This window comes from Allomuricauda sp. TY007, assembly GCF_010468565.1.
GTDB lineage: Bacteria > Bacteroidota > Bacteroidia > Flavobacteriales > Flavobacteriaceae > Flagellimonas.
Map to the genome: position 1 here is coordinate 169,541 of NZ_WUEG01000004.1, position 22,476 is coordinate 192,016.

The 22,476-nt window shown below is 42.8% G+C and carries 17 protein-coding genes and 1 riboswitch; of the genes, 3 read left to right on the plus strand and 14 right to left on the minus strand.

The window, feature by feature from the left end:
* Positions 1 to 67: 67 nt before the first annotated feature.
* The 12 genes from cobA to metK all read right to left on the minus strand — a co-directional run bounded on the left by cobA (position 68) and on the right by metK (position 16,407).
* Positions 68 to 844, minus strand: coding sequence for a uroporphyrinogen-III C-methyltransferase (cobA, locus tag GO009_RS05640; protein ID WP_163625243.1), 777 nt, complete (start codon positions 842 to 844; stop codon positions 68 to 70).
* The gene (locus tag GO009_RS05645; protein ID WP_163625244.1) at positions 837 to 2,927 is read right to left on the minus strand and encodes a HEPN domain-containing protein; all 2,091 of its coding nucleotides are present in this window, start codon (positions 2,925 to 2,927) and stop codon (positions 837 to 839) included. The genes cobA and GO009_RS05645 overlap by 8 nt, the downstream gene beginning before the upstream one ends.
* 72 nt (positions 2,928 to 2,999) lie before the next feature.
* Positions 3,000 to 4,247 carry a sulfate adenylyltransferase subunit 1 gene (locus GO009_RS05650; RefSeq protein WP_163625245.1) on the minus strand — a complete coding sequence of 416 codons (1,248 nt, stop codon included), beginning with the start codon at positions 4,245 to 4,247 and terminating at the stop codon, positions 3,000 to 3,002.
* A 12-nt stretch (positions 4,248 to 4,259) separates the two neighbouring features.
* Positions 4,260 to 5,168 carry a sulfate adenylyltransferase subunit CysD gene (gene cysD / locus GO009_RS05655; protein ID WP_163625453.1) on the minus strand — a complete coding sequence of 303 codons (909 nt, stop codon included), beginning with the start codon at positions 5,166 to 5,168 and terminating at the stop codon, positions 4,260 to 4,262.
* A gap of 93 nt (positions 5,169 to 5,261) precedes the next feature.
* Positions 5,262 to 5,885 (minus strand): phosphoadenosine phosphosulfate reductase family protein, encoded by a 624-nt coding sequence (locus GO009_RS05660; RefSeq protein ID WP_163625246.1) that lies wholly within the window; start codon positions 5,883 to 5,885, stop codon positions 5,262 to 5,264.
* 11 nt (positions 5,886 to 5,896) lie between these two features.
* Positions 5,897 to 6,160, minus strand: coding sequence for a DUF2061 domain-containing protein (locus GO009_RS05665; RefSeq protein ID WP_163625247.1), 264 nt, complete (start codon positions 6,158 to 6,160; stop codon positions 5,897 to 5,899).
* A gap of 177 nt (positions 6,161 to 6,337) precedes the next feature.
* Positions 6,338 to 6,745, minus strand: coding sequence for an Rrf2 family transcriptional regulator (locus GO009_RS05670; protein ID WP_163625248.1), 408 nt, complete (start codon positions 6,743 to 6,745; stop codon positions 6,338 to 6,340).
* A gap of 55 nt (positions 6,746 to 6,800) precedes the next feature.
* Positions 6,801 to 7,973 (minus strand): PLP-dependent aspartate aminotransferase family protein, encoded by a 1,173-nt coding sequence (locus GO009_RS05675; protein ID WP_163625249.1) that lies wholly within the window; start codon positions 7,971 to 7,973, stop codon positions 6,801 to 6,803.
* Positions 7,970 to 11,350, minus strand: a complete 3,381-nt coding sequence (gene thrA, locus GO009_RS05680) for a bifunctional aspartate kinase/homoserine dehydrogenase I (RefSeq protein ID WP_163625250.1) — start codon at positions 11,348 to 11,350, stop codon at positions 7,970 to 7,972. The genes GO009_RS05675 and thrA overlap by 4 nt, the downstream gene beginning before the upstream one ends.
* Positions 11,351 to 11,378: 28 nt before the next feature.
* A complete protein-coding gene (locus GO009_RS05685) occupies positions 11,379 to 12,653 on the minus strand; it encodes an O-acetylhomoserine aminocarboxypropyltransferase/cysteine synthase family protein (protein ID WP_163625251.1) in 1,275 nt (424 codons plus the stop codon).
* A gap of 112 nt (positions 12,654 to 12,765) precedes the next feature.
* A riboswitch (SAM riboswitch) is annotated at positions 12,766 to 12,873 on the minus strand.
* 109 nt (positions 12,874 to 12,982) lie between these two features.
* The gene (locus tag GO009_RS05690; RefSeq protein WP_203532366.1) at positions 12,983 to 14,917 is read right to left on the minus strand and encodes a CocE/NonD family hydrolase; all 1,935 of its coding nucleotides are present in this window, start codon (positions 14,915 to 14,917) and stop codon (positions 12,983 to 12,985) included.
* Positions 14,918 to 15,153: 236 nt separating this feature from the next.
* A complete protein-coding gene (metK, locus tag GO009_RS05695; protein WP_163625252.1) occupies positions 15,154 to 16,407 on the minus strand; it encodes a methionine adenosyltransferase in 1,254 nt (417 codons plus the stop codon).
* A 327-nt stretch (positions 16,408 to 16,734) separates the two neighbouring features.
* Here metK and GO009_RS05700 point away from each other — a divergent pair, with 327 nt between their 5' ends.
* From GO009_RS05700 to GO009_RS05710, 3 genes are all read left to right on the plus strand, one after another.
* Complete coding sequence (locus tag GO009_RS05700; RefSeq protein WP_163625253.1) at positions 16,735 to 17,352, plus strand: deoxynucleoside kinase; 618 nt, start codon at positions 16,735 to 16,737, stop codon at positions 17,350 to 17,352.
* A gap of 188 nt (positions 17,353 to 17,540) precedes the next feature.
* The gene (locus GO009_RS05705) at positions 17,541 to 17,753 is read left to right on the plus strand and encodes a hypothetical protein (protein WP_163625254.1); all 213 of its coding nucleotides are present in this window, start codon (positions 17,541 to 17,543) and stop codon (positions 17,751 to 17,753) included.
* Between the two features lie 26 nt (positions 17,754 to 17,779).
* Positions 17,780 to 19,057 (plus strand): serine hydrolase, encoded by a 1,278-nt coding sequence (locus GO009_RS05710; protein ID WP_163625255.1) that lies wholly within the window; start codon positions 17,780 to 17,782, stop codon positions 19,055 to 19,057.
* A 335-nt stretch (positions 19,058 to 19,392) separates the two neighbouring features.
* Here GO009_RS05710 and GO009_RS05715 read toward each other — a convergent pair whose 3' ends face one another.
* Both GO009_RS05715 and GO009_RS05720 read right to left on the minus strand, forming a co-directional pair.
* Positions 19,393 to 21,795, minus strand: coding sequence for a sodium-translocating pyrophosphatase (locus GO009_RS05715; RefSeq protein WP_163625256.1), 2,403 nt, complete (start codon positions 21,793 to 21,795; stop codon positions 19,393 to 19,395).
* 115 nt (positions 21,796 to 21,910) lie between these two features.
* On the minus strand, positions 21,911 to 22,438 hold the full coding sequence (locus GO009_RS05720) for an inorganic diphosphatase (protein ID WP_163625257.1): 528 nt from the start codon (positions 22,436 to 22,438) through the stop codon (positions 21,911 to 21,913).
* Positions 22,439 to 22,476 lie beyond the last annotated feature (38 nt).

Here is a 22,476-nt window from a genome sequence, read left to right on the forward strand (position 1 = left end):
TAAGATTAAATGGTCTTGAAACCCCCTTCGACTGCGCTCAGGGTGACATACTTTGACCTGACAATTTTTATATTTTCTCTAGCAATTTTTTTCCCTCTTCTTGAAATTCCTTTTGAATATCCAATATGCTTTGACGATGATTGACCACCTCACCGATAATTATAATGGCTGGATTGGACAACTGCTGCTCCTTTGCCTTGTGCTCAATTGAAGCAACAGTGCCAATACCTATTTTTTCGTTTTCCGTGGTACCATTTTGAATAATGGCCACCGGGGTTTCCTTTTTCCCCTCTTCTTTGAAGAGTTGCATGATTTCCCCTAGTTTGGACATTCCCATAAGAATAATGACCGTGGCATTGGATTTTGCCGCCAAGCATACATCGCTGGACAATTTATGCTCCTTTGTAGTTCCGGTTATCACCCAAAAACTTTCGGCAGCACCCCTTTTGGTTACGGGAATGTTTTGTGATGCCGGTACGGATACCGAGGATGAAATTCCCGGCACTACGGCCACTTCTACCCCAAATTTTGATGCATGTTCCATCTCTTCGGCCCCTCTTCCAAATACAAAGGGGTCCCCTCCTTTCAGTCGTACTACGTGCAGTTCTTGGGTTGCCCGTTCAATAATCAAATCGTTGATCTGTTCTTGTTGATAGGCGTAGCAACCTTTGCGCTTGCCCACAAATATTTTCTCCGCATGTGGGGCGTGCTCCAACAATCTGGAATCGACCAAGGCATCGTACAAAACCACATCTGCACTTTGCAGGGCCCTGACCCCTTTTAGGGTGATCAACTCCACATCGCCCGGGCCTGCACCCACGACTGTCAACTTTCCGCTACGCATGTTCCAACTCTAATTTTCTGAATGCTTCCAATCTGTTCAAAACATTTTTGGCATCCTCCAAATAGCTTTTCGCAAAGGTTTCGGATGGTTTGTTTTGATTTAATTGTAAGGCTACTTCTCCAAACCCACCCTCAAAGGTGATTTTTCCTGTTCCCACATACAGTTTATCAAAATCCTTGATGATTCCTGCATGGGTATTGGTCTTTACTTTTTCTGCTGTCAACAATGCCTTGGCAGAGTTTACAATAGATTGATAGGAATAATAGATACTTGCCGCCCACTTTTCTTCTTTGATGGCTTCTTCTGCATTTTCAATCTTTTCTTGACTTTCAAAGAACAAGGTGGCCACTAGGTCAACGATAACACCCGCGCACTCCCCGATTCCTATCTCTTTTTTATATTTTTTCTCGTTCCCCCAGTCGATAAAATCGTCTTGGGTCAGATTGTCAACATCGGTCAATGGCTTAAGGAAATCATAGAAATAATGTTGTCCTTTTTCCTCGTAATAATCGGTAAAGGATGCTCCGTTGCCGTTGGCCTCAAAATCATCCAAAATTAGACGCAATGCCTGAGGCCCTCGTTTACTTGGTATTTTGGCCACTTTATCGGCAAATCTTGCATTGCCATTGCCATAATTCCCCCCTCCCAACAAAACCTGAAGGGCGGGCGCCACCAATTTATCCTTGGTACGCACGGACATTCCCTGGAAGCCGATGTGCGCCATATTGTGCTGTCCACAAGCATTCATACAACCACTGATCTTGATAACGACATCCGGGTTTTTGATGTATTGTGGGTATTCTGCCTTGATTACACGCTCCAGCTCATCGGCAATTCCCGTGCTACTGGCAATACCCAAATTACAGGTATCCGTTCCCGGGCAGGCCGTGATGTCCAGCGCTTTGTTATATCCTGCTTCGGCAAAGCCGAGTTTTTTCAATTCTTGGTAAAAGAAAGGAACCAATTCCTCTTTTACGTAGGGAATCAATATGTTTTGTCTCAGGGACAAACGAACCTCCCCAGCAGCATAGTCTTGAACCAGTTTTGCCAGCTCACGGGCTTTATCGGTATAAAAATCGCCCAAAAGCACTTTTATCCCAATGGCCACATAGCCTTCTTGTTTTTGAGGTACCAAATTGGTGGATTTCCACTCTTCAAAAGTTCCTTGATCCTCAATGGCAACTTCAGGGGTTTCAACCTCAGCAATTTTTACTTTGGGGTAATCCTCAAAGTTAATGGGATAGGTATGATGTGGCACAGCCAATTGCTCTTCATTGAGCAGTTTTTTGAAACCATCCAGACCAATGTCCTTCAACAAGAATTTCATACGGGCTTTTGCCCTACTCTTACGTTCTCCGTATCTATCAAATACACGGATTACGCTTTCCATCAATGGAATGATTTTATCGGTGGGCAAAAAGCTGTACAATTCGTCGGCGTGGCGTGGTTGGGAACCCAATCCACCGGCCAACATTACTTTAAAGCCTCTTTCGCCATCTTTTTCTTTGGCAATAAAGCCAAGATCGTGCATGTAGGACAAGCCGGTATCTTCATCGCTGGCGGAAAAGGAAACTTTGAATTTTCTTCCCATTTCCTGCCCTATTGGGTTTCTTAGGAAATACTCGAACACGGCATGGGCATAAGGCGAAACATCAAAGGGCTCGTTTACATCGATACCTGCCGTTTCACTTGCCGTAACGTTACGAACAGTATTCCCACAGGCTTCGCGAATGGTTACTTCATCCCTTTCCAATTGGGCCCAAAGCTCAGGGGTCCGTTCCAAATCCACGTAGTGAATCTGAATATCTTGACGGGTGGTGATATGCAATCTTCCTCGCGAATATTCATCGGAAACATCAGAAATTTGAAGCAATTGGTTGGAAGTGACCTTGCCATAAGGCAGTTTTATCCGAACCATTTGTACCCCCGGTTGGCGCTGACCATATATTCCACGGGCCAAACGAAGACTTCGGAACTTTTCCTCATCTGTATTTCCTCCTTTGAACTCTCGAATTTTTTTCTCCAATTCAATGATGTCCTTTTGTACAACTGGGTTTTCTATTTCTGTTCTAAAGCTTTGCATAATCTATTTTTCCTATCTATTTTATAGAGTTATTTCAAATAAACTCCCTTATCCTCCACTTAATGGAAGAAATTATTCAATAAATCCTACGCCTGCGGTGTTGTTTGTTCGACTATCGATAATGATAAATGAACCGTTTGTACGATGGTCTTTGAACCTATCATAAAAAATAGGCTTGTTCAATTTTAAGCGCACTTTTGCGATGTCGTTCATTTGAAGTGAAGTTACATTCTCTTCAATTCCTGAATAATCCGGATGGATTTTATGCTCAATGGCATCGACCTTGGCGAGTACTTTATTTACCCCATGCTGAAGCACATACTTTCCTCCCGGGGTAAAGTTGTCACTGTCCATCCAAGATACGGTAGCGGTCAATTGTTTGTCCACAGTGGGCAAATCACCGGCTTTTACCAACATATCTCCACGACTTACATTCACCTCATCTTCCAAAGTAATGGTCACTGAAGACCTTCTTGGAGCGGTTTGATACTGCTTATCGTAAAAATAAATTGCCTTTATTTTGGAACGGGTCATAGATGGAAGCACTACTACTTCATCGCCAACATTGAGTTCCCCACCATACACTTTCCCTGCGAACCCACGAAAATCATGAAATTCTTCCGTTTTTGGACGTATTACATATTGCACCGGGAAACGGGGTGTTCCTGTGTTGTAGATGTCTTTTTGATCAAGTTCTTCCAAGTGTTCCAATAAGGTTTGCCCTTGATACCAAGGTGTATGCTCGGAACGGTTCACTACGTTGTCCCCTTTTAAGGCACTAACGGGTATAAAGGTTATGTTTTGATCTTGATAATCTCTTTTCCCCATCAATTCTGAAAAATCGGCCTTGATTTTGTTATAGGTTTCTTCCGAAAAATCCACCAAGTCCATTTTATTGATGGCCACGATAACATCTTTCACCCTCAACAGGTTGTTGATGAAAAAGTGGCGGTGGGTCTGCTCGATTACTCCTTTTCGAGCATCGATCAAAATAATGGATGCCTGCGATGTAGAGGCTCCGGTAACCATGTTTCGAGTATATTCTACATGGCCAGGAGTATCGGCAATAATATAACTTTTGGATGGGGTTGAAAAGTAGATATGGGCCACATCAATAGTGATGCCCTGCTCTCTTTCGGCCACCAATCCATCGGTTGCCAATGAAAAGTCGAGATAATCGTATCCTTTTTGTTTGCTGGTCCTTTCAATGGCCTCCAATTTATCGTCGGTCATTGATTTTGTATCGTACAGCAATCTTCCGATCAAGGTACTTTTACCGTCATCTACACTTCCTGCTGTTGCTATTTTTAAAACTTCCATTTCTTCTTCCAATTAAAAGTAACCTTGTTGTTTCCGTTTTTCCATTGCGGCTTCGGAACGTTTGTCATCAATCCGCGCGCCTCTTTCCGAAATTCTTGAATCCCTGATTTCGGCCACTACCTTATCTATGGTATCGGCATGGGATTCAACCGCTGCGGTACAGCTCATATCTCCCACGGTTCTAAAACGCACCATTCGTTCTTCCACTTGCTCATCGTCTGCCCTAAAAACCACATCATCCTCAGCAGACCAAATCAAGCCATCCCGCAGGAAGGTACTCCTTTTGTGTGCAAAGTAAATGGATGGTATTTCTATGTTTTCTTTTTGGATATAGCTCCAAACATCCAATTCTGTCCAGTTACTGATGGGGAAAACCCGCACATTTTGACCAATTTCAATTTCACCGTTCAGCATATCAAATAATTCTGGTCGTTGGTTTTTTTCGTCCCATTGTCCAAAATCGTCACGCACTGAAAAAATACGCTCTTTGGCTCTTGCCTTTTCCTCATCTCTTCGGGCTCCTCCAATACAGGCGTCGAATTTAAATTCTTCGATGGCATCCAACAGGGTTGTGGTCTGCAACATATTCCTGCTGGCATATTTACCGGTCTCTTCAACCACTTTTCCCTCATCAATGGAGTCCTGAACGTTCCGCACAATCAGTTCCACACCTAGTTCTTCGACCAATCTGTCCCTAAACTCAATGGTTTCGGGAAAGTTATGTCCCGTATCAATATGCATTAAGGGAAATGGTATTTTGGCGGGCCAAAATGCTTTTTGGGCCAAACGTACCAATGTAATGGAATCTTTTCCTCCGGAAAATAACAGTACAGGTTTTTCAAACTGTGCCGCCACTTCGCGAATAATATAAATTGCTTCATGTTCCAGAGCATTTGCGTTTGGTCTTTCAACTCCGTTCAAGGTCTCTGGCTTTTTTATTTCTTCTGTAAGTGTACTCAAAGTTCAATTTTGTTTTTACCTCGTGCTTACGCTCAAGGGGCAATTACTATTTTATTAGGTATGCAAACCACATTCGCGGTTCGCCAATACTTTGGTCGGATCAAAATATTTGTGTTCGTTCGGCAACCCTTGTGCTTTTAAATAAGCGTCCAACTGGGTGTCGCTCCAATGGTAAAACGGGCTCACTTTAAGTACGCCGTCTTTGCTCAAACTCAAAACATCCAAGGAATCTCTGTGGGCGGTTTGGCCTTTGCGTAGATTTGTGAACCAAACATCTGGTTTGTGCTCGGCCATTGCCCTACGGAAAGGTTCCAACTTCACTTGCTCTGTAAATTCCTTGTGCAATGGATCATCTATTTGTGGAATTCCCATAACTGCATCGCGGTGGGAACTTGTTTGTTTTGGCACATATAATTTTATGTTGAGTTCCAATCTGGAAATCAACTCTTCGGCATGTTTATAGGTTTGAGGTGTATTGTAGCCCGTATCGCACCAAATTACCGGAATGCTTTTATCCACTTCGGTAACTGCATGAAGGATAGCCACCTCGTATGGTCTAAAATTAGTGGTGACCACGGATTTTTTACCATGACCTATTGCCCATGATATGATTTCCTCTGGTGGAATGCCCTTAAACTGGCGGTTCAAATTCTGTATTTCTTCTTGCGTCAATGCCATTGCCATTAATTTTATTTACCCCATTTGATGGAGTTCCATATTCTCTCGTGAAAAAAATAAAGCACCATTTTGGTGACCAGTTCCACCAATCCAATTGAAAAAGCCATACTTAAAGTCCCTGTTACAACCCAAGATATCAATATAGTATCCAGAGTGCCCACAATTCTCCAACTTATGGATTTTACGATACTTCTTTTGGGGCTTTCCGAAGTGCTGTCCTTTGTATAAGTACTTTGCTCCTTGTCGCTTTTTATTATCAACTGATCAGTAATCATTTTTAAACTTTTATTACCCTACTCAATTGGTAGGGATTTCAAAAGTAAAATTATTTTTCTGAAGAAAAAGCAAAATGAATCATAAATTTACTTTTACCCTATAGTTTTAGTAGATTATCTATAATTAACAGGGAATTTTGAGAATTTTTAAGCTAAAAATAACCGTGAAGCATTGATTTAGAGCAAATCGGCCAGCGTATTGTTCCGGTAAACATCGAGTGCACTGTCCCTTACCTGAAGCATTAGTTTGTGGACCGAGCATTCCTCCTCATCCGGACAGTCATCACATTTTTCGTAGAAATTGAGGCTTACACAAGGTACCATGGCAATCGGTCCTTCCAAAACCCGCATTACGGTGGTCATGTGGATATCCTTTGGTTCCTTAATCAAATAATACCCTCCTCCCTTACCTTTTTTAGAGCCCAAAAGTCCATTTCTGCGGAGCGTGAGCAAAATACTTTCCAAAAACTTTTGGGAAATATTTTCGTGTTTAGCAATCTCTGCAATTTGAATGGGCTCTCTACCCTCTACTTTAGCAAGGTAGGTAAGTGCTTTGAGTCCGTATTTTGTTTTCTTGGAGAGCATCGCACGAATATAGGGAAAATTAACAATCTACCTCTAAAACCAATTTTCAGAAAGATTACCCTAAAGCCTGCTCAATATCGGCAATAATATCATCAATATGCTCTAGGCCCACGGACACCCGAACCATTCCATCGGAGATTCCCACAGCCTCACGTTCTTCTGTTGTGAGTTTACTGTGGGTAGTGGATGCGGGATGAGTGACAATGCTTCGGGCATCACCCAAATTGGCAGATAAGGATAATAGTTGGATGCTATCAAAAAATTCCCTGCCTGCTTCCAGACCTCCTTTGACCTCAAAAGCAACCACACAGCCTCCTGCTTTCATTTGTTTTTTGGCAATTTCGTGCTTGGGATGTGATTTTAAGAAAGGATATTTTACCCACTCGATTTTATTATGACCTTCCAAATAAGTGGCCAGTTTCAAGGCGTTTTCACAATGCCTATCTACCCGAACAGCTAAGGTTTCCAAACTTCGGGACAATACCCACGCGTTGAACGGTGACAATGCTGGACCAGTGATACGGGAAAAACGATATACCTTATCCATCAACTCACCGCTACCTACCGTGATTCCGGCCAACACCCTTCCTTGACCGTCCATTAACTTAGTTCCCGAATGGATTACCAAGTCAGCACCGAATTTTATGGGTTGCTGCAGATAAGGTGTCGCAAAGCAGTTATCGATAATAAAAATAAGATCGTGCTTTTTGGCAATCTTCGCCAAAACTTCCAAATCCAGCACATCCACACCCGGGTTGGTCGGGGTTTCCGCATAAAGAATCTTGGTATTGGGTTTGATCAATCCCTCAATCTCCGATAAATCATTGGCATCAAAATAACTGGTGCCAACATTCCACTTTGGAAAAAACTGAGTGAACAGGGTATGTGTGGAACCAAAAATACTCTTGGATGATATTACATGATCGCCGGCATCCAGCAAGGCCGCCAAGGTAGAAAAAACGGCTGCCATGCCAGAGGCATAGGCGAAACCACTCTCGGCACCTTCCATCTTGCACACTTTTTCAATTAATTCGTTTGAATTGGGATTGGAATATCTGGAATAAATATTCCGATCCTTTTCCTCCGCAAAGGATGCGCGCATATCTTCCGCATCTTCAAAAACAAAGCTCGATGTCATGTAAATGGGACTGGAATGTTCCAAATTTTGACTGCGCTCCATTTGCGTTCTTATTGCCTGTGTCTCGAATTGTTTGCCTTTCTTGCTCATATCTTTTCTGCTATTCTTAAAATATCTCCAAATACGCCTCTTGCCGTTACGGCCGCCCCTGCACCAGCTCCTTGAATCACCAAGGGATGCTCCCCGTAGGACTCCGTATAAATCTCAATGATGGAATCGGAGCCTTTTACTTGCCCCAATGCACTTTCTTTAGGCGTTGAAATCAATTTTACTTCCAAAACACCCTTATCTTGTTGCAAATCGCCATGTAAATCACCCACATAGCGCAACACATGTCCTTCTTCTTGGCTCTCTTTAATTTTCTTGTAAATCTTATCCATCTCCCCGATACGCTCCATAAATTTTTCAAAATCCAAGGTTCGGAGCTCTTCGGGTATCAGGTTTTGTACATCAATATCGGAAAACTCATTTTGAAGATCTAACTCCCTAGCCAAAATCAACAGCTTCCTCCCCACATCATTTCCAGACAAATCTTCCCTTGGGTCGGGTTCGGTAAACCCATTTTCCATAGCTTCCCTTACAATTTCCGAAAAGGAAACATCTTTCTCCGAAAAAGTATTGAAAATATAACTCAACGACCCAGAGAACACCCCTTTGATTCGGGTTATGTTTTCACCTGACAAATGCAATAACTTGATAGTATCGATAAGCGGAAGACCTGCCCCTACGTTGGTCTCGTAGAGATATTGTTTTTGATTTTTATCCAAACACTTCCTAATCGATTTATATTTTTCAAAACTCAGCGTGTTTGCTATTTTGTTTGATGAAACCAAATCGAAGCCGTGTGTTATCAATGGTTCGTACTGCTCTACAAAGGTTTTGCTTGCCGTGTTGTCTACAGCAATCAGGTTTTCTAAATGATACTGTTTGGCAAAGGCGATTATATCTTCAATCTGATAGGGCTGTCCCTCTTTTTCCAAACGTTCTTTCCAATCGGCACCAACTCCTGAAGCATCCAGAAGCACTTTTTTGGAATTTGCTACGGCAAACACTTTTAACTCAATGCTTTTTCTTCCCTCAATGCTATTTTTTGAATCCAAAATCTGACTGATCAGCGTGCCTCCTACATTGCCATGTCCAAACAATGCCAGATTTATTTTCTTGGCAATTCCGAAGATTTGCCCGTGAATCACATTGATGGCCTTGTTTAAATCGGATTTCTTCACGACCATGCTCACGTTCTTCCCCGTAACGGTATTGTTGAACAACAATGGAATGATCTGATTTTTGGCCAATGCATTGAACGGTTTGTGAAAGCTACTCAAATCCATCCCCACAATGGAAATGACCGAAACGTCTTTGACAACGGAAATCTGGTTGATATCCTTGGAAGAATAATCGGTTTCAAATTCTTGGTCCAGCACTTTTTTTGCCTTATCGGCTTTGGATTCGTCCACGACAAGACCAATGCCCCTTTCCGAAGACCCTTGGGAAACAATTCCGACACTAATGCCATTTTGGCCCAAAGCTCTAAAAATACGCATGTCCACACCTACTTTTCCGAGCAGTCCCCTACCTTCTAAATTGATAAGGGCCATGTTATCGAGCACCGAAAGGGATTTAATTCCACCATTGTCGGTTTTTGGTCCGATCAAGGTTCCTTCGTTATCATCATTGAAGGTATTGCAGATGCGCAACGGAATATTCTTCTCAATTAATGGGATTATGGTTTTTGCATGGAGAATGTTTGCCCCAAAATTGGCAAGCTCATTGGCTTCACCATAGGATATTACATCAATCAACTTAGCATCTTGCACCAAATCTGGATTGGCAGTAAAAATACCATCAACATGGGTGTAATTGATTAACTCTCCAGCATCTAAAAAGTTGGCCAAGAGAGCGGCGGAATAGTTGCTACCGTTCCTTCCCAAGGTGGTAGTGGAACCATCACGATTGGAACCGATAAATCCAGTGACTATTGGAATGGTATCCTTTTCCAATTCATGGAAATATCGAAGCACGTTTTCTTTGGACGCACCATGATCCACCTCGGCATTGCTGTAATTATCATCCGTAGTGATCAATTTTCTGGAATCCAAAAGCCTTGCCTTTAATCCAGATACATTAAGTGAGGCCGTTACATATTTGGCCGACAACAATTCTCCAAAAGATAAAATCTCATCTTTTGTCTTTAAACTGTAATCACCTGTAAGGGAAACCCCATTCAATATTTTTTCGATGACAGCCAGCTCTCGATCAATATCGAGACCATCAAAATTATTGTTCTGATAGTCGGCAAACTTTTTTAGATCTGTCTGAAAATCGACTCCCTTGGCTGCCTTTTCGAGCAAGTTTTCCAATTGGTCCGTGGCCTTTCCACGAGCGGAAACCACGACGGCAAAGTGTTCCTTCTCTTCAAATCTTTGAGTGATAATTTTCAATACGCGCTGAATGCCTTCACCGTTGGCCAAGGATTTTCCACCAAACTTTAAAATTTTGATGCGTTCCGTATTTTTCCGAAAAACGGTTTCCAACAATTTTTCCAATTGCTCAAACTCCATCAAAAAGGCATCGTGACCATGTACCGATTGCACTTCACCATAGGTAACATTGGTGTTGGCCTGGGCCAATCTTTTAAAAGTTTCCTTGTTCTCCTCAGCCGTAAAGAACAAATCGGAATTGACCCCGATGATATGGATTTTGGTATCACTTTCCTGCAATGCCCTGAAAGCCTCTTCCCCATTACGGGTAATGTCGATGGACTTCAACAATTGGTTCATCAACTTATAGGCGGACAATTGGAAACGCTCCTGTAATTTTTTGCCGTGGTGCATCAACCAGCTTTCAACGTTGAATACCTGAAGCTCCTCGTTGGTACTTCTTTTGAACCGCTCTTTGAAAGATTCTGGAGTGCGGTAGCACAACATCGCATGCATACGGGCATCGTGCACGGGCTGTTTGGAATTGACCAAGAACTGTTCTTGAATCTGACAATTGGCAATCAACCAATCCGTAGATTTCCAATCGGATGCCACGGGAATTAAGTGTTCCGTAATTTTTGGGTCAATGGCCGCCATTTCCCAAGCAATTCCACCTCCCAATGAACCACCGATAATGGCGAACAATTTACCGACCTTTAATTGCTCCAATCCCCAGAGAAACATTCTGGCAATGTCCCCGGCCACAAAATCTTTATAATTTTCGATAATAAAACCATCGAAACCATTTCCTGGGATATTGAATGCCAAAATGGTGTACTTCTCTGTATCGATACATTTTCCATCCCCTATCAAATCGGACCACCATCCATCTTTACCTGCTACGTTGGAATTACCGGTGAGCGCGTGGTTTACCAAGATTATGGGTGCCGAATGCAAGGGTTTCCCAAATATCTGGTAGGATAACTCAATATCCTGCTCGATGCCACTCAGCGTTTTAAAATTTTCTATTTTCAGATACTTTAACATAGCTATTCCATCACATTATTAACTCCGATTAAATGCTTGCAAAGGCATTTTTTAAATCTGCCTTTAGATCGGACAAATCTTCCAAGCCTACGGACAATCGAATCAAATCTTGGGTTACCCCTGCGGACTCTTGATCTTCTGCGCCCAACTGTTGGTGCGTTGTACTTGCTGGGTGGATAATCAAGGATTTTGTATCACCAATATTGGCCAACAACGAAAATAGTTTGGTCTGGTCCGCAATTTTCTTGGCGGCCTGATATCCTCCCCTAACACCAAAGGTAACAATACCACTTTGTCCATTGGGCAAGTACTCATCCGCCAAAGCTTTATAGGTATTGGAATCCAACCCTGGATAGTTTACCCACTCAACTTCCTCCCTGGTTTCCAGCCATTGTGCCAATGCCAGAGCATTCTCACTGTGTTTTTTCATGCGAATTTCCAAGGTTTCCAATCCTTGAATAATCTGAAAGGCATTAAAAGGGCTCAAGCATGCCCCGTGATCCCGTAATCCTTCCACCCGCACCTTGGCAATATATGCTGCTGGTCCAAGTGCATCGTGATAGACCAATCCGTGATATCCTGGAGAAGGTTCAGTGAATTCCGGGAACTTACCATTGGCCCAATCAAAATTACCTGCGTCGATTATAACGCCGCCCAGAGCCGTCCCGTTGCCATTAATGTATTTGGTAAGGGAATGAATGACGATATTGGCCCCGTGTTCAATTGGGTTCAATAGTGCCGGTGAAGCAACGGTATTATCCACAATAAATGGCACTTGTGCCGCTTTAGCTTCTTTGGAAATTGCTTTTAAATCCAGTACATCCAACTTTGGATTGCCCAAGGATTCCACAAAAAAAGCCCTGGTATTCTCTTTTACGGCTTTACCAAAATTGGATGGATCCGATGGGTCTACAAATGTTGTGGTGATGCCCAAACGGGGCAGGGTAACACTAAATAGGTTATAGGTACCACCATACAAGCTGTTGGAAGCTACGATATGGTCCCCGGCTTTGAGCAAGACCAGCAATGCGGTGTTTATCGCTCCAGTTCCCGAGGCTGTGACCACTGAGGCAATTCCGCCTTCCAAAGCGGCAAGCCGCTGCTCCAGAATATCGTTTGTCGGGTTATTAATCCTTGTGTAAATATTTCCAAACTCTGCCAAAGAAAAAAGGTTGGCCGCATGATCGGAATCGTTGAACACATAGGCTGAACTCTGATAAATGGGCACCGCTCTTGTTCCTCCGTTTGCTGTTACATCGTGTCCTGCGTGCAGGGCATTGGTAGAAAATTTTTGATCGCTCATGACTTTGCTTTTTTTAATTGTTAAAACGAAAAATTAAAAAGTCAAACCCTTAGCCGATGGGCGTAAGAAAATCAAAAAGTTATAAGAAAATGAAATCGAAAATGGTCGATTGTCGTTATCTATACCCAACTGGGATAGAATGTAGCACCTTCTCGGCACTGGGGGCCAAGGGTTGCTAAGGCTTCAAAGGGTCTACTCCCTCCACCTTTCTTGATAACTAATCAATACTTGTTTGAACTTCGAACGACAAATATACTGATGGAAAATTTGATTTTCCTAATCTTTTGGAAAAATTTCATCAAATGAGCCTGCCTACGAACTTCTACTATTTATTTCAACACCGTAAACTCTATATTGGAATCGGTAAAAACAGTGTGGGTCTGTGTTTTGAAATCGGACTCGTCCGCTTTAAAAATATTCTCCACATAAGTCTGCGGGTTTAGGTCAATAAGCGGGAACCACGTGCTCTGTACCTGAATCTGCAATTTGTGCCCCTTTTTAATGGTGTGGAACACATCCTGAAGCTTGATGTTTACATCGGTTTTTTTATTTGGCGTAAAAGGTTCCGGGTCGGAAAAGCTGTTCCTGAACCGACCGCGGAGCACCTCGCTCCTTACCATTAAATGGTAATTGCTCATTTTAAGGTGGTCTTGCATTTCCTCATTGGTCTCGGCATCCGCTGGGTGCACATCGATTACTTTAACAATCCAATCGGCTGCCGTGCCCGTGGTGGCCACTTTTAGTTTAGCCAAGATATCTCCTGCCAAAGTGAGGTCTTCCTCCATCACATCGGTTTCGAACACCAAAACATCGGAACGGCGAGCGGCGAAACGCTGGTCGTCCGTCATGTATTTTCTTGGAGTGAAAACGGTCTTCACATCTTCGGAATAGGGAACAGGTTTCTTCACATTGCTGATAAACTGAATTCCCGTGGTTCCCATTTGCTCGGAAGTGAGTTCTTGGTCATCGGAAAGATACATAGTCTGTTTTACCGCATTTTCTGGTGGCCATGTATCGTACTTTTTCCATTCTTTTTTGCCCGTATCAAACACATAGGCCTCTGGCAATCCCGAATTCTTATCCCCTTCTCCTTTTAGGAAATGGTTGAAGAACTTCGTCTCAATTTCTTTTTGAAAAAACAAGGAAATGGAATCACCGAAATAGTAGTTGCCCACCGTATTGCGCTGTTTGTCCCTAGCCCAAGCTCCGTGATCCCAAGGTCCAAAAACCATCGTATTGTAATTGTTCTCGTTGTACTTTTCAATGTTTTTGTAGGTTTCCAATGGACCATAAAGGTCTTCGGCATCAAACCAACCTCCCACTACCATCGTGGCCACACTGCTCTTCACATTTTTCAAATGTTGGATAAGTCCCCTACTTTGCCACATGGTATCATAATTCGGGTGTTCCTTCAATTCGTTCCAAAAGAAATCATCGGTAACACCTTCGGGACGTATGGTCGGGGTATCGGCGGTTTCGTATTCAAAAAAGTAATCCAAATTTTTGAGTGGTCCGGCATCCAAAAAGAATTGGTACTGGTCTTCTGTTGGAAGTTCTGGCAAGGTATACCAAGCTGTATCAATGGGCTGGTCACCATTGGGACGCGGTGTTCCAAACAAAGAAGTTGCCCTGAAATAACTCAATAAATAAGCACCATTATGGTGAAAGTCATCAAAAAAGAAATCCCCTATACTGGCCTGTGGCGAAGCGGCTTTTAACGCTGGATGCGCATCCACGGTGGCATAAGTAGCATAAAATCCGGGATACGATATTCCCCAAACACCCACGTTGCCATTGTTGTTTTCCACATGGTTCACCAACCATTCAATAGTATCGTAGGTATCCGAACTTTCGTCCACTTGGCCATCGGAGGTTTTATTGGGAATATAAGCTCTCATATTTTCGTAATGCCCCTCGCTGAGCCATCTTCCCCTAACATCTTGGTAAACGATGATGTTCCCTTCTTTCATCAAGTGCTCGTTAGGACCGATTTTGGTCTTAAAATTACCCTCTCCATAAGGTCTAGAGCTATACGGAGTACGCTGCATAATGATGGGGTACGCTTTGGAAGTGTCCTTCGGAGCATAAATGGTCGTGTGCAGTTTTACCCCGTCCCGCATTTCAATGTCCACTTCTTTTTTGGTGTAATTCTCAGCTACATAAGTATCAACCTCTTGGACTTCGGTCTTTACCGTTTTTTTGCAACTCACGGTTACAAACAACATTAAAATACTTAGAAACAGGATGCTAACTGAACTTCTCATTTTTATTTTTTTGATATGCTAAAACTACCAAAGTTCGCTGGAGTATACCAATAAAAAAAGCTATCTAAAAAGTATTGAAAGCGTCATTCTGAACCTGCCTACCGGCCAGGCAGGTTTATTTCAGAATCTCATCATACTGACAAACAAATTACTATGAGAACCTGAATCAAGTTCAGGTTGACGAAAACCCACCTTTTAGATAGCCTCCTACTTTTATGTTAAGTGATGGATCAGGACTATAAACCAAAGGTTTCTTTCACCCTGTCCACCATATCCAATTTTTCCCAAGTGAACAGTTCCACTTCCTTTTCGATTCTTCCATTGTAAGGAGATTCAAAAACTTTGGTCACGGTTTTTGGTTCTTTGCCCAAATGACCATAAGCAGCCGTTTCCAGATAAATAGGATTCCGAAGTTTTAAGCGTTCTTCAATGGCGAAAGGTCGCATATCGAAGAGTTCGGATGCTTTTTGGGCAATTTCACCATCCGTCATATCCACATGGGAAGAGTTATAGGTGTCCACAAAAATAGATGTAGGCTCCACAACTCCAATGGCATAGCTCACCTGTACCAAAATTTCTCCTGCAACACCTGCAGCTACCAAGTTTTTGGCCATGTGCCGGGCAGCGTAGGCCGCACTTCGGTCCACTTTACTTGGATCTTTACCGCTAAAAGCTCCTCCTCCGTGGGCTCCCTTGCCACCGTAGGTATCCACCACAATCTTTCTTCCAGTAAGACCGGCATCACCGTGCGGCCCACCGATCACAAACTTTCCAGTTGGGTTGATGTGGTATTTAATATTGTCCGTGAACAATTTTTGGATGCTCTCAGGCAATAACTTTTTCACTTCAGGAATCAAGATGTTGATAATATCATTCTTGATTTTGGCCAACATCGCTTCGTCGGAGTCAAATTCATCATGTTGAGTCGACACCACAATGGTATCAATCCGTTGCGGAACGTTGTCATCCGAATACTCAATAGTTACCTGGGCCTTGGCATCAGGACGTAGGTATGGAATGCGTGTTCCCTCTCTTCTTAAATTGGCGAGCACCTCCAAAATTTTGTGCGAGATATCCAATGCCAAGGGCATGTAATTTTCCGTCTCCGTAGTAGCATAACCGAACATCATTCCTTGGTCACCGGCACCCTGTTCTTCTTTAGTGCCACGATCAACCCCTTGGTTGATGTCCTGCGATTGCTCGTGGATCAATGAAATTACCCCGCAAGAGTCCCCGCTAAATTTGTACTCGCCTTTGGTGTAACCAATTTTATTGATAACCTCACGTGCAATACTCTGTAAATCCACATAGGTATGGCTTTTAACCTCGCCGGCCAAAACCACCTGACCTGTGGTTACCAAAGTTTCGCATGCCACTTTGCTCTCGGGGTCAAAGGCCAAAAAATTATCCAGCAGTGCATCACTTATCTGATCCGCAATCTTATCTGGATGTCCCTCACTAACGGATTCTGATGTAAACAAATACGCCATTTCTCTTTTTTAAAATTGAAGATTTGACAAAAAAGTGCGAAGAAGTTCCAAACCCTTGGTGAAGAGATGCCAACAGAAGCCGACACGAACTGCTTTAGCATTTTTCGTATACCCAATTAAAGGTGCCGAGGTTGCAATCAGTCAAATCTTTCCTCGTTTTGAAGCGCAAAAGTACGTATTTGGAACATATTTTAAAACTTTGTTTGCCGCTAATGCAAGATCATCCATTTGAACCAGTTTTTTTTCTTCAAGTGGATATACTTTGTATATTGCGATGATTAAAAACTCCCTGATCCATAAACACCAACTTAAAAACACTTACACCCCATGCATATTGCTGTAGCAGGAAATATTGGCGCTGGAAAAACGACTTTAACAAACTTACTTGCAAAACATTATAAATGGGAAGCCCATTTTGAGGATGTAGTGGACAATCCCTATCTGGATGATTTTTACACCCAGATGGAACGTTGGAGCTTTAACCTCCAGATTTACTTTTTGAACAGTAGATACCGTCAAATTTTAAAGATCAGGGAAAGTGGAAAGAGTGTGATCCAAGATCGGACGATTTATGAGGATGCCCACATTTTCGCACCCAACCTGCACGCCATGGGCTTGATGACCAATCGTGATTTTGAAAACTACAAAGGTCTTTTTGAGTTAATGGAGAGCTTGGTGCAACCCCCAGACCTTTTGATTTACTTGCGAAGCACCATCCCCAATTTGGTAAACCAGATTCATAAACGTGGTCGTGATTACGAAAACTCCATTTCCATTGATTACCTCAGCCGCTTGAACGAACGCTACGAAGCATGGGTAAACACTTACCAAAAAGGAAAACTGCTCATTTTTGATGTGGACAATTTGGATTTTGTGGATAACCCAGAAGATTTGGGCGAAGTCATCAATCGTATTGATGGGGAAATCCATGGATTATTCGAGTAAAACAGAACTTTATCTTTATTTTAAATAATTTTTAAAGGGGTAGAAAATTGAATTGACACTATTTTTTAAGTTCATCAAGTATTTTCTCAAAGGATTTGCTATATTCTGCTTGATTTATATTGTTCTTATATAGATTTGATTAATATCCATTCCAACAGAGTAATAAGGAATAAAGAAAAACCAATACCATGAACTCAGATATTTTAAAACTTTACAAGCAATTGGAAAGTATGGAGCAAACCAAGGAGGTAGTCCAATTGCAAAGTCAAATCAAGGAAACCCTATACCAAAATCTACGGACCCACTTTTTAGAGTATGTTGGCATTGGCCGTATTATAGGTTACGATGAGCTACAAGAAGAGTTAAAAAAGGCATTGGAACTTTTAGAACTTCAGAAATAACAAAGAAACACATTGCTCAACCCATCATGAAAACAACATTCCTCTTTAGATTTCCCATTCTCCTTTTCTACTTCTTTTTACAATTTACAGTAACCGCCCAGCAGTTGGATAAAGTCTCTCCCGAAGATGTAGGGCTTTCTTCAGAGCGTTTGCAATACCTAACCTCAACCTTTCAGGATTATGTAAATGACAATGAATTGCCCGGCGCAACCATCCTTGTTGCCCGAAAAGGTAAGATTGCCTATTTTGAGCCTTTCGGAAAAAATGATATTGAGAACGATCTTCCCATGACCAAGGGCTCCATCTTTAGAATAGCGTCACAGACCAAGGCCATTGTCAGTGTAGGAATTATGATGCTTCAAGAACAGGGCAAATTATTGATTACCGACCCAGTTGGAAAATATATACCCGCTTTTATGGAGACCACAGTTGCCGTTAGCAAAGATGATGGCACCTATGATATTGTGCCAGCAAATAGACCGATTACCATCCGCGATTTACTAACACACACCTCGGGAGTTTCATATGGAGAAGGAACCGCAGCCGATCTATGGAAAAAAGCAAAAATACAAGGGTGGTATTTTGCCGATCGGGAAGAACCCATACAGGCCACAGTAACCCGAATGGCCGGATTGCCATTTGAGTCACAGCCCGGAGAACGATTTGTTTACGGCTACAATACCGATATTCTTGGTGCTTTGATAGAGGTGGTCTCAGGAAAAACTTTGGATGTTTTTTTACAAGAAAACATTCTTAATCCTCTAGAGATGAATGATACTCATTTTTACCTTCCCGAAGCCAAAAAAGAACGTTTGGCCGTGGTGTATTCCCCATCAGAAGATGGTTTGGAACGTGCGCCCAATCCCGGGGGCATGGTTGGGCAAGGCGCTTACGTGGAAGGCCCTCGTAAAAGTTTTTCAGGTGGAGCGGGACTATTGAGCACCTCAATGGACTACGCCAAATTCCTGCAAATGATGCTCAACAAAGGAACATTGAACGGAAAACGCATCCTTTCCCCAAAAACCGTTGAACTTATGACGGTAAATCACTTGGGCAAAGCCACGTTTCCCTGGGTGGGAGGCACTGGGTTTGGCTTGGGTTTTTCCATTGTGGAAGATTTAGGAGCTAGGGGCACCCCAGGATCCGTTGGTGAATATGGATGGGGCGGCGCCTACCATTCCTCCTATTGGGTAGATCCAAAAGAAGAATTGGTGGTCGTATATTTCACACAATTGATTCCCTCGGGGGATATTGATGATCATGGAAAATTAAGGACTTTGATTTATCAGGCATTGATAGACTAAAATAACTTTTTATTTCCCCATCAGACTAAGAAACAGCACATACAATTTATGCATTTAAAATGCTTGTTATGAGGTTTCCCTATGTCAGTTCGAGCGCCCGTCCCAATCTTAGTACCGGGGCAGTCGAGAACTCTTTGAACGTCAAAAAAGGCTTCGACTTTAGTTTATCCTGAGCGAAGCCGAAAGGCTCAGCCTGACACTTTTTAGGTTATTTTTAGTATTCAAATATCTACTGACCTCTATAAACTAATACATCTTGACTCCGCTCAATGGTGACATCATAAAAAAACCACGCCATTTGGCGTGGTTTTTCCAGCTTTGCTATAAAGCGCGAGCTAATCCTTTGCCTCGGCACTCTTATATGCTTGTATCTTTTTTTCCAATTCTTCTTTACTTTCAGCCATAAGCTCTTTGGTTTCTTCCACTACTTCGCCATCTACATTGGAACTGGAAGTAATCACGGCTTTGTAAGCTCCATCTTCAGTATTGCTTATCTCTACCCGGATTTGTTTTTCAACCGCTTTGGTCTCTTTCATTCCCTCTTCGGTAATCGTGATCATAGTTCCATCCTCTTTTACCATACCCACCTCATCAGTTGGTGCAAGACTCACCAAACTAGGAGCGATTACCAAGGCCACTACGGACATTAATTTAAGCAAAATATTTAAGGAAGGACCCGAAGTATCCTTAAAAGGATCACCAACGGTATCCCCCACAACGGCTGCTTTATGGGCATCGCTACCCTTGCGACCTTCACTTTCTATGGTCTTTTTGGCATTGTCCCAAGCACCTCCAGCATTGGATTGAAATATGGCCATTAAAACTCCAGCTGTGGTCACACCTGCCAAAAGTCCACCCAACATCTCAGCTCCACCAATAAATCCAACGGCGACTGGGACCGCGATTGCCAACAATCCTGGCAATACCATTTCTTTAATGGATGCCTGTGTTGAGATGGCCACACACTTTTGATATTCTGCCTTACCATCGGCCGCTTCAAAAATCTCCATATCCTCTTTGCTTGCTTTGGAAAGGTCAGAATCATGCTTACGCATAACGGCCAAGGCAGCTTTCAATTCTGGAATATCTTTAAATTGACGGCGTACTTCCTCAATCATGGACATGGCAGCTCTACCTACTGCATTCATGGAAAGAGCAGAAAACACAAACGGAAGCATCCCTCCTATTAAAAGTCCAGCCATAATATCAGGGCGAGAAACGTCGATAGACTGCACACCTGCAGTCTTCATAAAGGCGGCAAAAAGCGCCAATGCCGTTAATGCTGCAGAGGCAATGGCAAATCCTTTACCAATGGCAGCCGTAGTGTTTCCAACGGCATCCAATTTATCCGTTCTATCACGCACTTCTCCAGGAAGTTCCGCCATTTCAGCAATACCTCCGGCATTATCCGAAATAGGCCCATAGGCATCAACAGCAAGTTGAATACCTGTATTCGCCAACATTCCGACCGCTGCGATGGCAATTCCATATAATCCCGCAAAATGATGGGAAACCAATATGGCGGCTGCAATCAATATAATCGGAATGGCCGTGGACATCATTCCCACACCCAGACCTGCAATAATATTGGTTGCCGACCCCGTTTCGGACTGGCGTACAATGGAGTTTACGGGTTTAGTTCCCGTTCCCGTATAATATTCCGTTACTTTTCCGACCAACAATCCGGCCACTAGACCGGCAATAGTTGCCAAAAATACTCCCATGGAAGTAAATTCCTTACCGCCTTCCACCCAAGATTCTGGAAGCATGGCATTGATGATAAAGTAAGAAGCTATCAACATCAAGCCTGCTGACCCAAATTCTCCAATATTCAATGCGGTTTGTGGATTTCCCCCGTCCTTTACTCGGACAAAGAATGTACCGATAATCGACATTATAATTCCTACTGCAGCCAAAGCCAACGGCAAGTACACCGCGCCAAGGCCATCAAAAGCAGCTTGAAATTCCGGTAATCCGGCAAAAACTGCACCCAATACCATGGTACCGATTATGGAACCTACATAAGACTCAAAAAGGTCGGCGCCCATTCCAGCTACATCCCCTACATTATCCCCCACATTATCTGCAATGGTTGCAGGGTTCAATGGATGGTCCTCAGGTATTCCTGCTTCTACTTTACCCACTAAATCGGCCCCAACATCGGCAGCTTTGGTGTAAATACCCCCGCCTACACGGGCAAAAAGTGCTATGGAAGATGCTCCAAGGGAGAAACCGGAGAGTACATTAAGGACTTCGGCGATTTCCCAGCCTTGTCCGCTGTAAATCATAAACAGACCGCTCAATCCCAAAACACCAAGTCCTACCACACCAAGTCCCATAACAGCTCCACCGGCAAATGCAACTTCAAGGGCTTTACCAAGAGAGGTTCTTGCTGCATTGGTAGTTCTTACATTGGCTTTGGTCGCGACTTTCATTCCGATAAATCCGGCCAGAGCGGAACAGATGGCCCCTACAATAAAGGAAACGGCCACCATGCCATTGGAGCCTGTTTCGTTGCTTCCCTTGAAGAAGAGCAAAACGGCCACACAGACCACGAAGATGCTCAGTATTTTATACTCGGCCTTTAAGAATGACATTGCTCCATCGGCAATGTTCTTTGCAATCCTTGCCATTTTTTCGTCCCCGACCTCTTGTTTAGAAATCCATACATTCTTGATGAATACATACAGGAGGGCCAAGACACCAAATACAGGCAAAAATTTTACGATTAAATCCATAGGTTAGATTATTTAGAAATTTTTAATGCCAGCTAATGTAGTAAAATACGAAGTAATAAAAAAAATGCGCCTTTAATTATTAAAAGCGCATTTTTTTAAAGCTATATTTAGTAATTTATATCGTGTAAGCCCGCCTTTTTTTGTGATCGCTATCTTCGTAGCGTTGTACGCACTCATGGTAGATTTTAACAGCCTCGTTAACGTCTCCCCATCCTCCGGTATCTACCTTCTTCTCTTCCAAATCTTTATATACTTGAAAGAAATGTTCGATTTCCTTTAACCGATGTGGGTTCAATTCACTTATATCATCTCTTTTGCTCCATATTGGGTCGGAAACCGGAACACAGATAATTTTTTCATCCGGACCTTTTTCATCGGTCATGTGAAAAACCCCAACTGGCTTTACTTCCACAACCACCATCGGATAGGTTGGCTCGGTGCAAAGCACCAATACATCCAACGGGTCGCCATCCAAGGCCAAGGTTTCTGGAATAAACCCGTAATCGCCCGGATACATCATTGAGGAAAATAAGGTTCGATCAAATCGAATTTTGTTGAGGGTAAAATCGTATTCGTACTTGTTTCTGCTACCTTTGGGTATTTCTACCAGTACATCAAAGGTAATACGTGGTTTTTTAGACATGTTAGTGATAAATTTATTGTGCAAAAATAACCAGTATA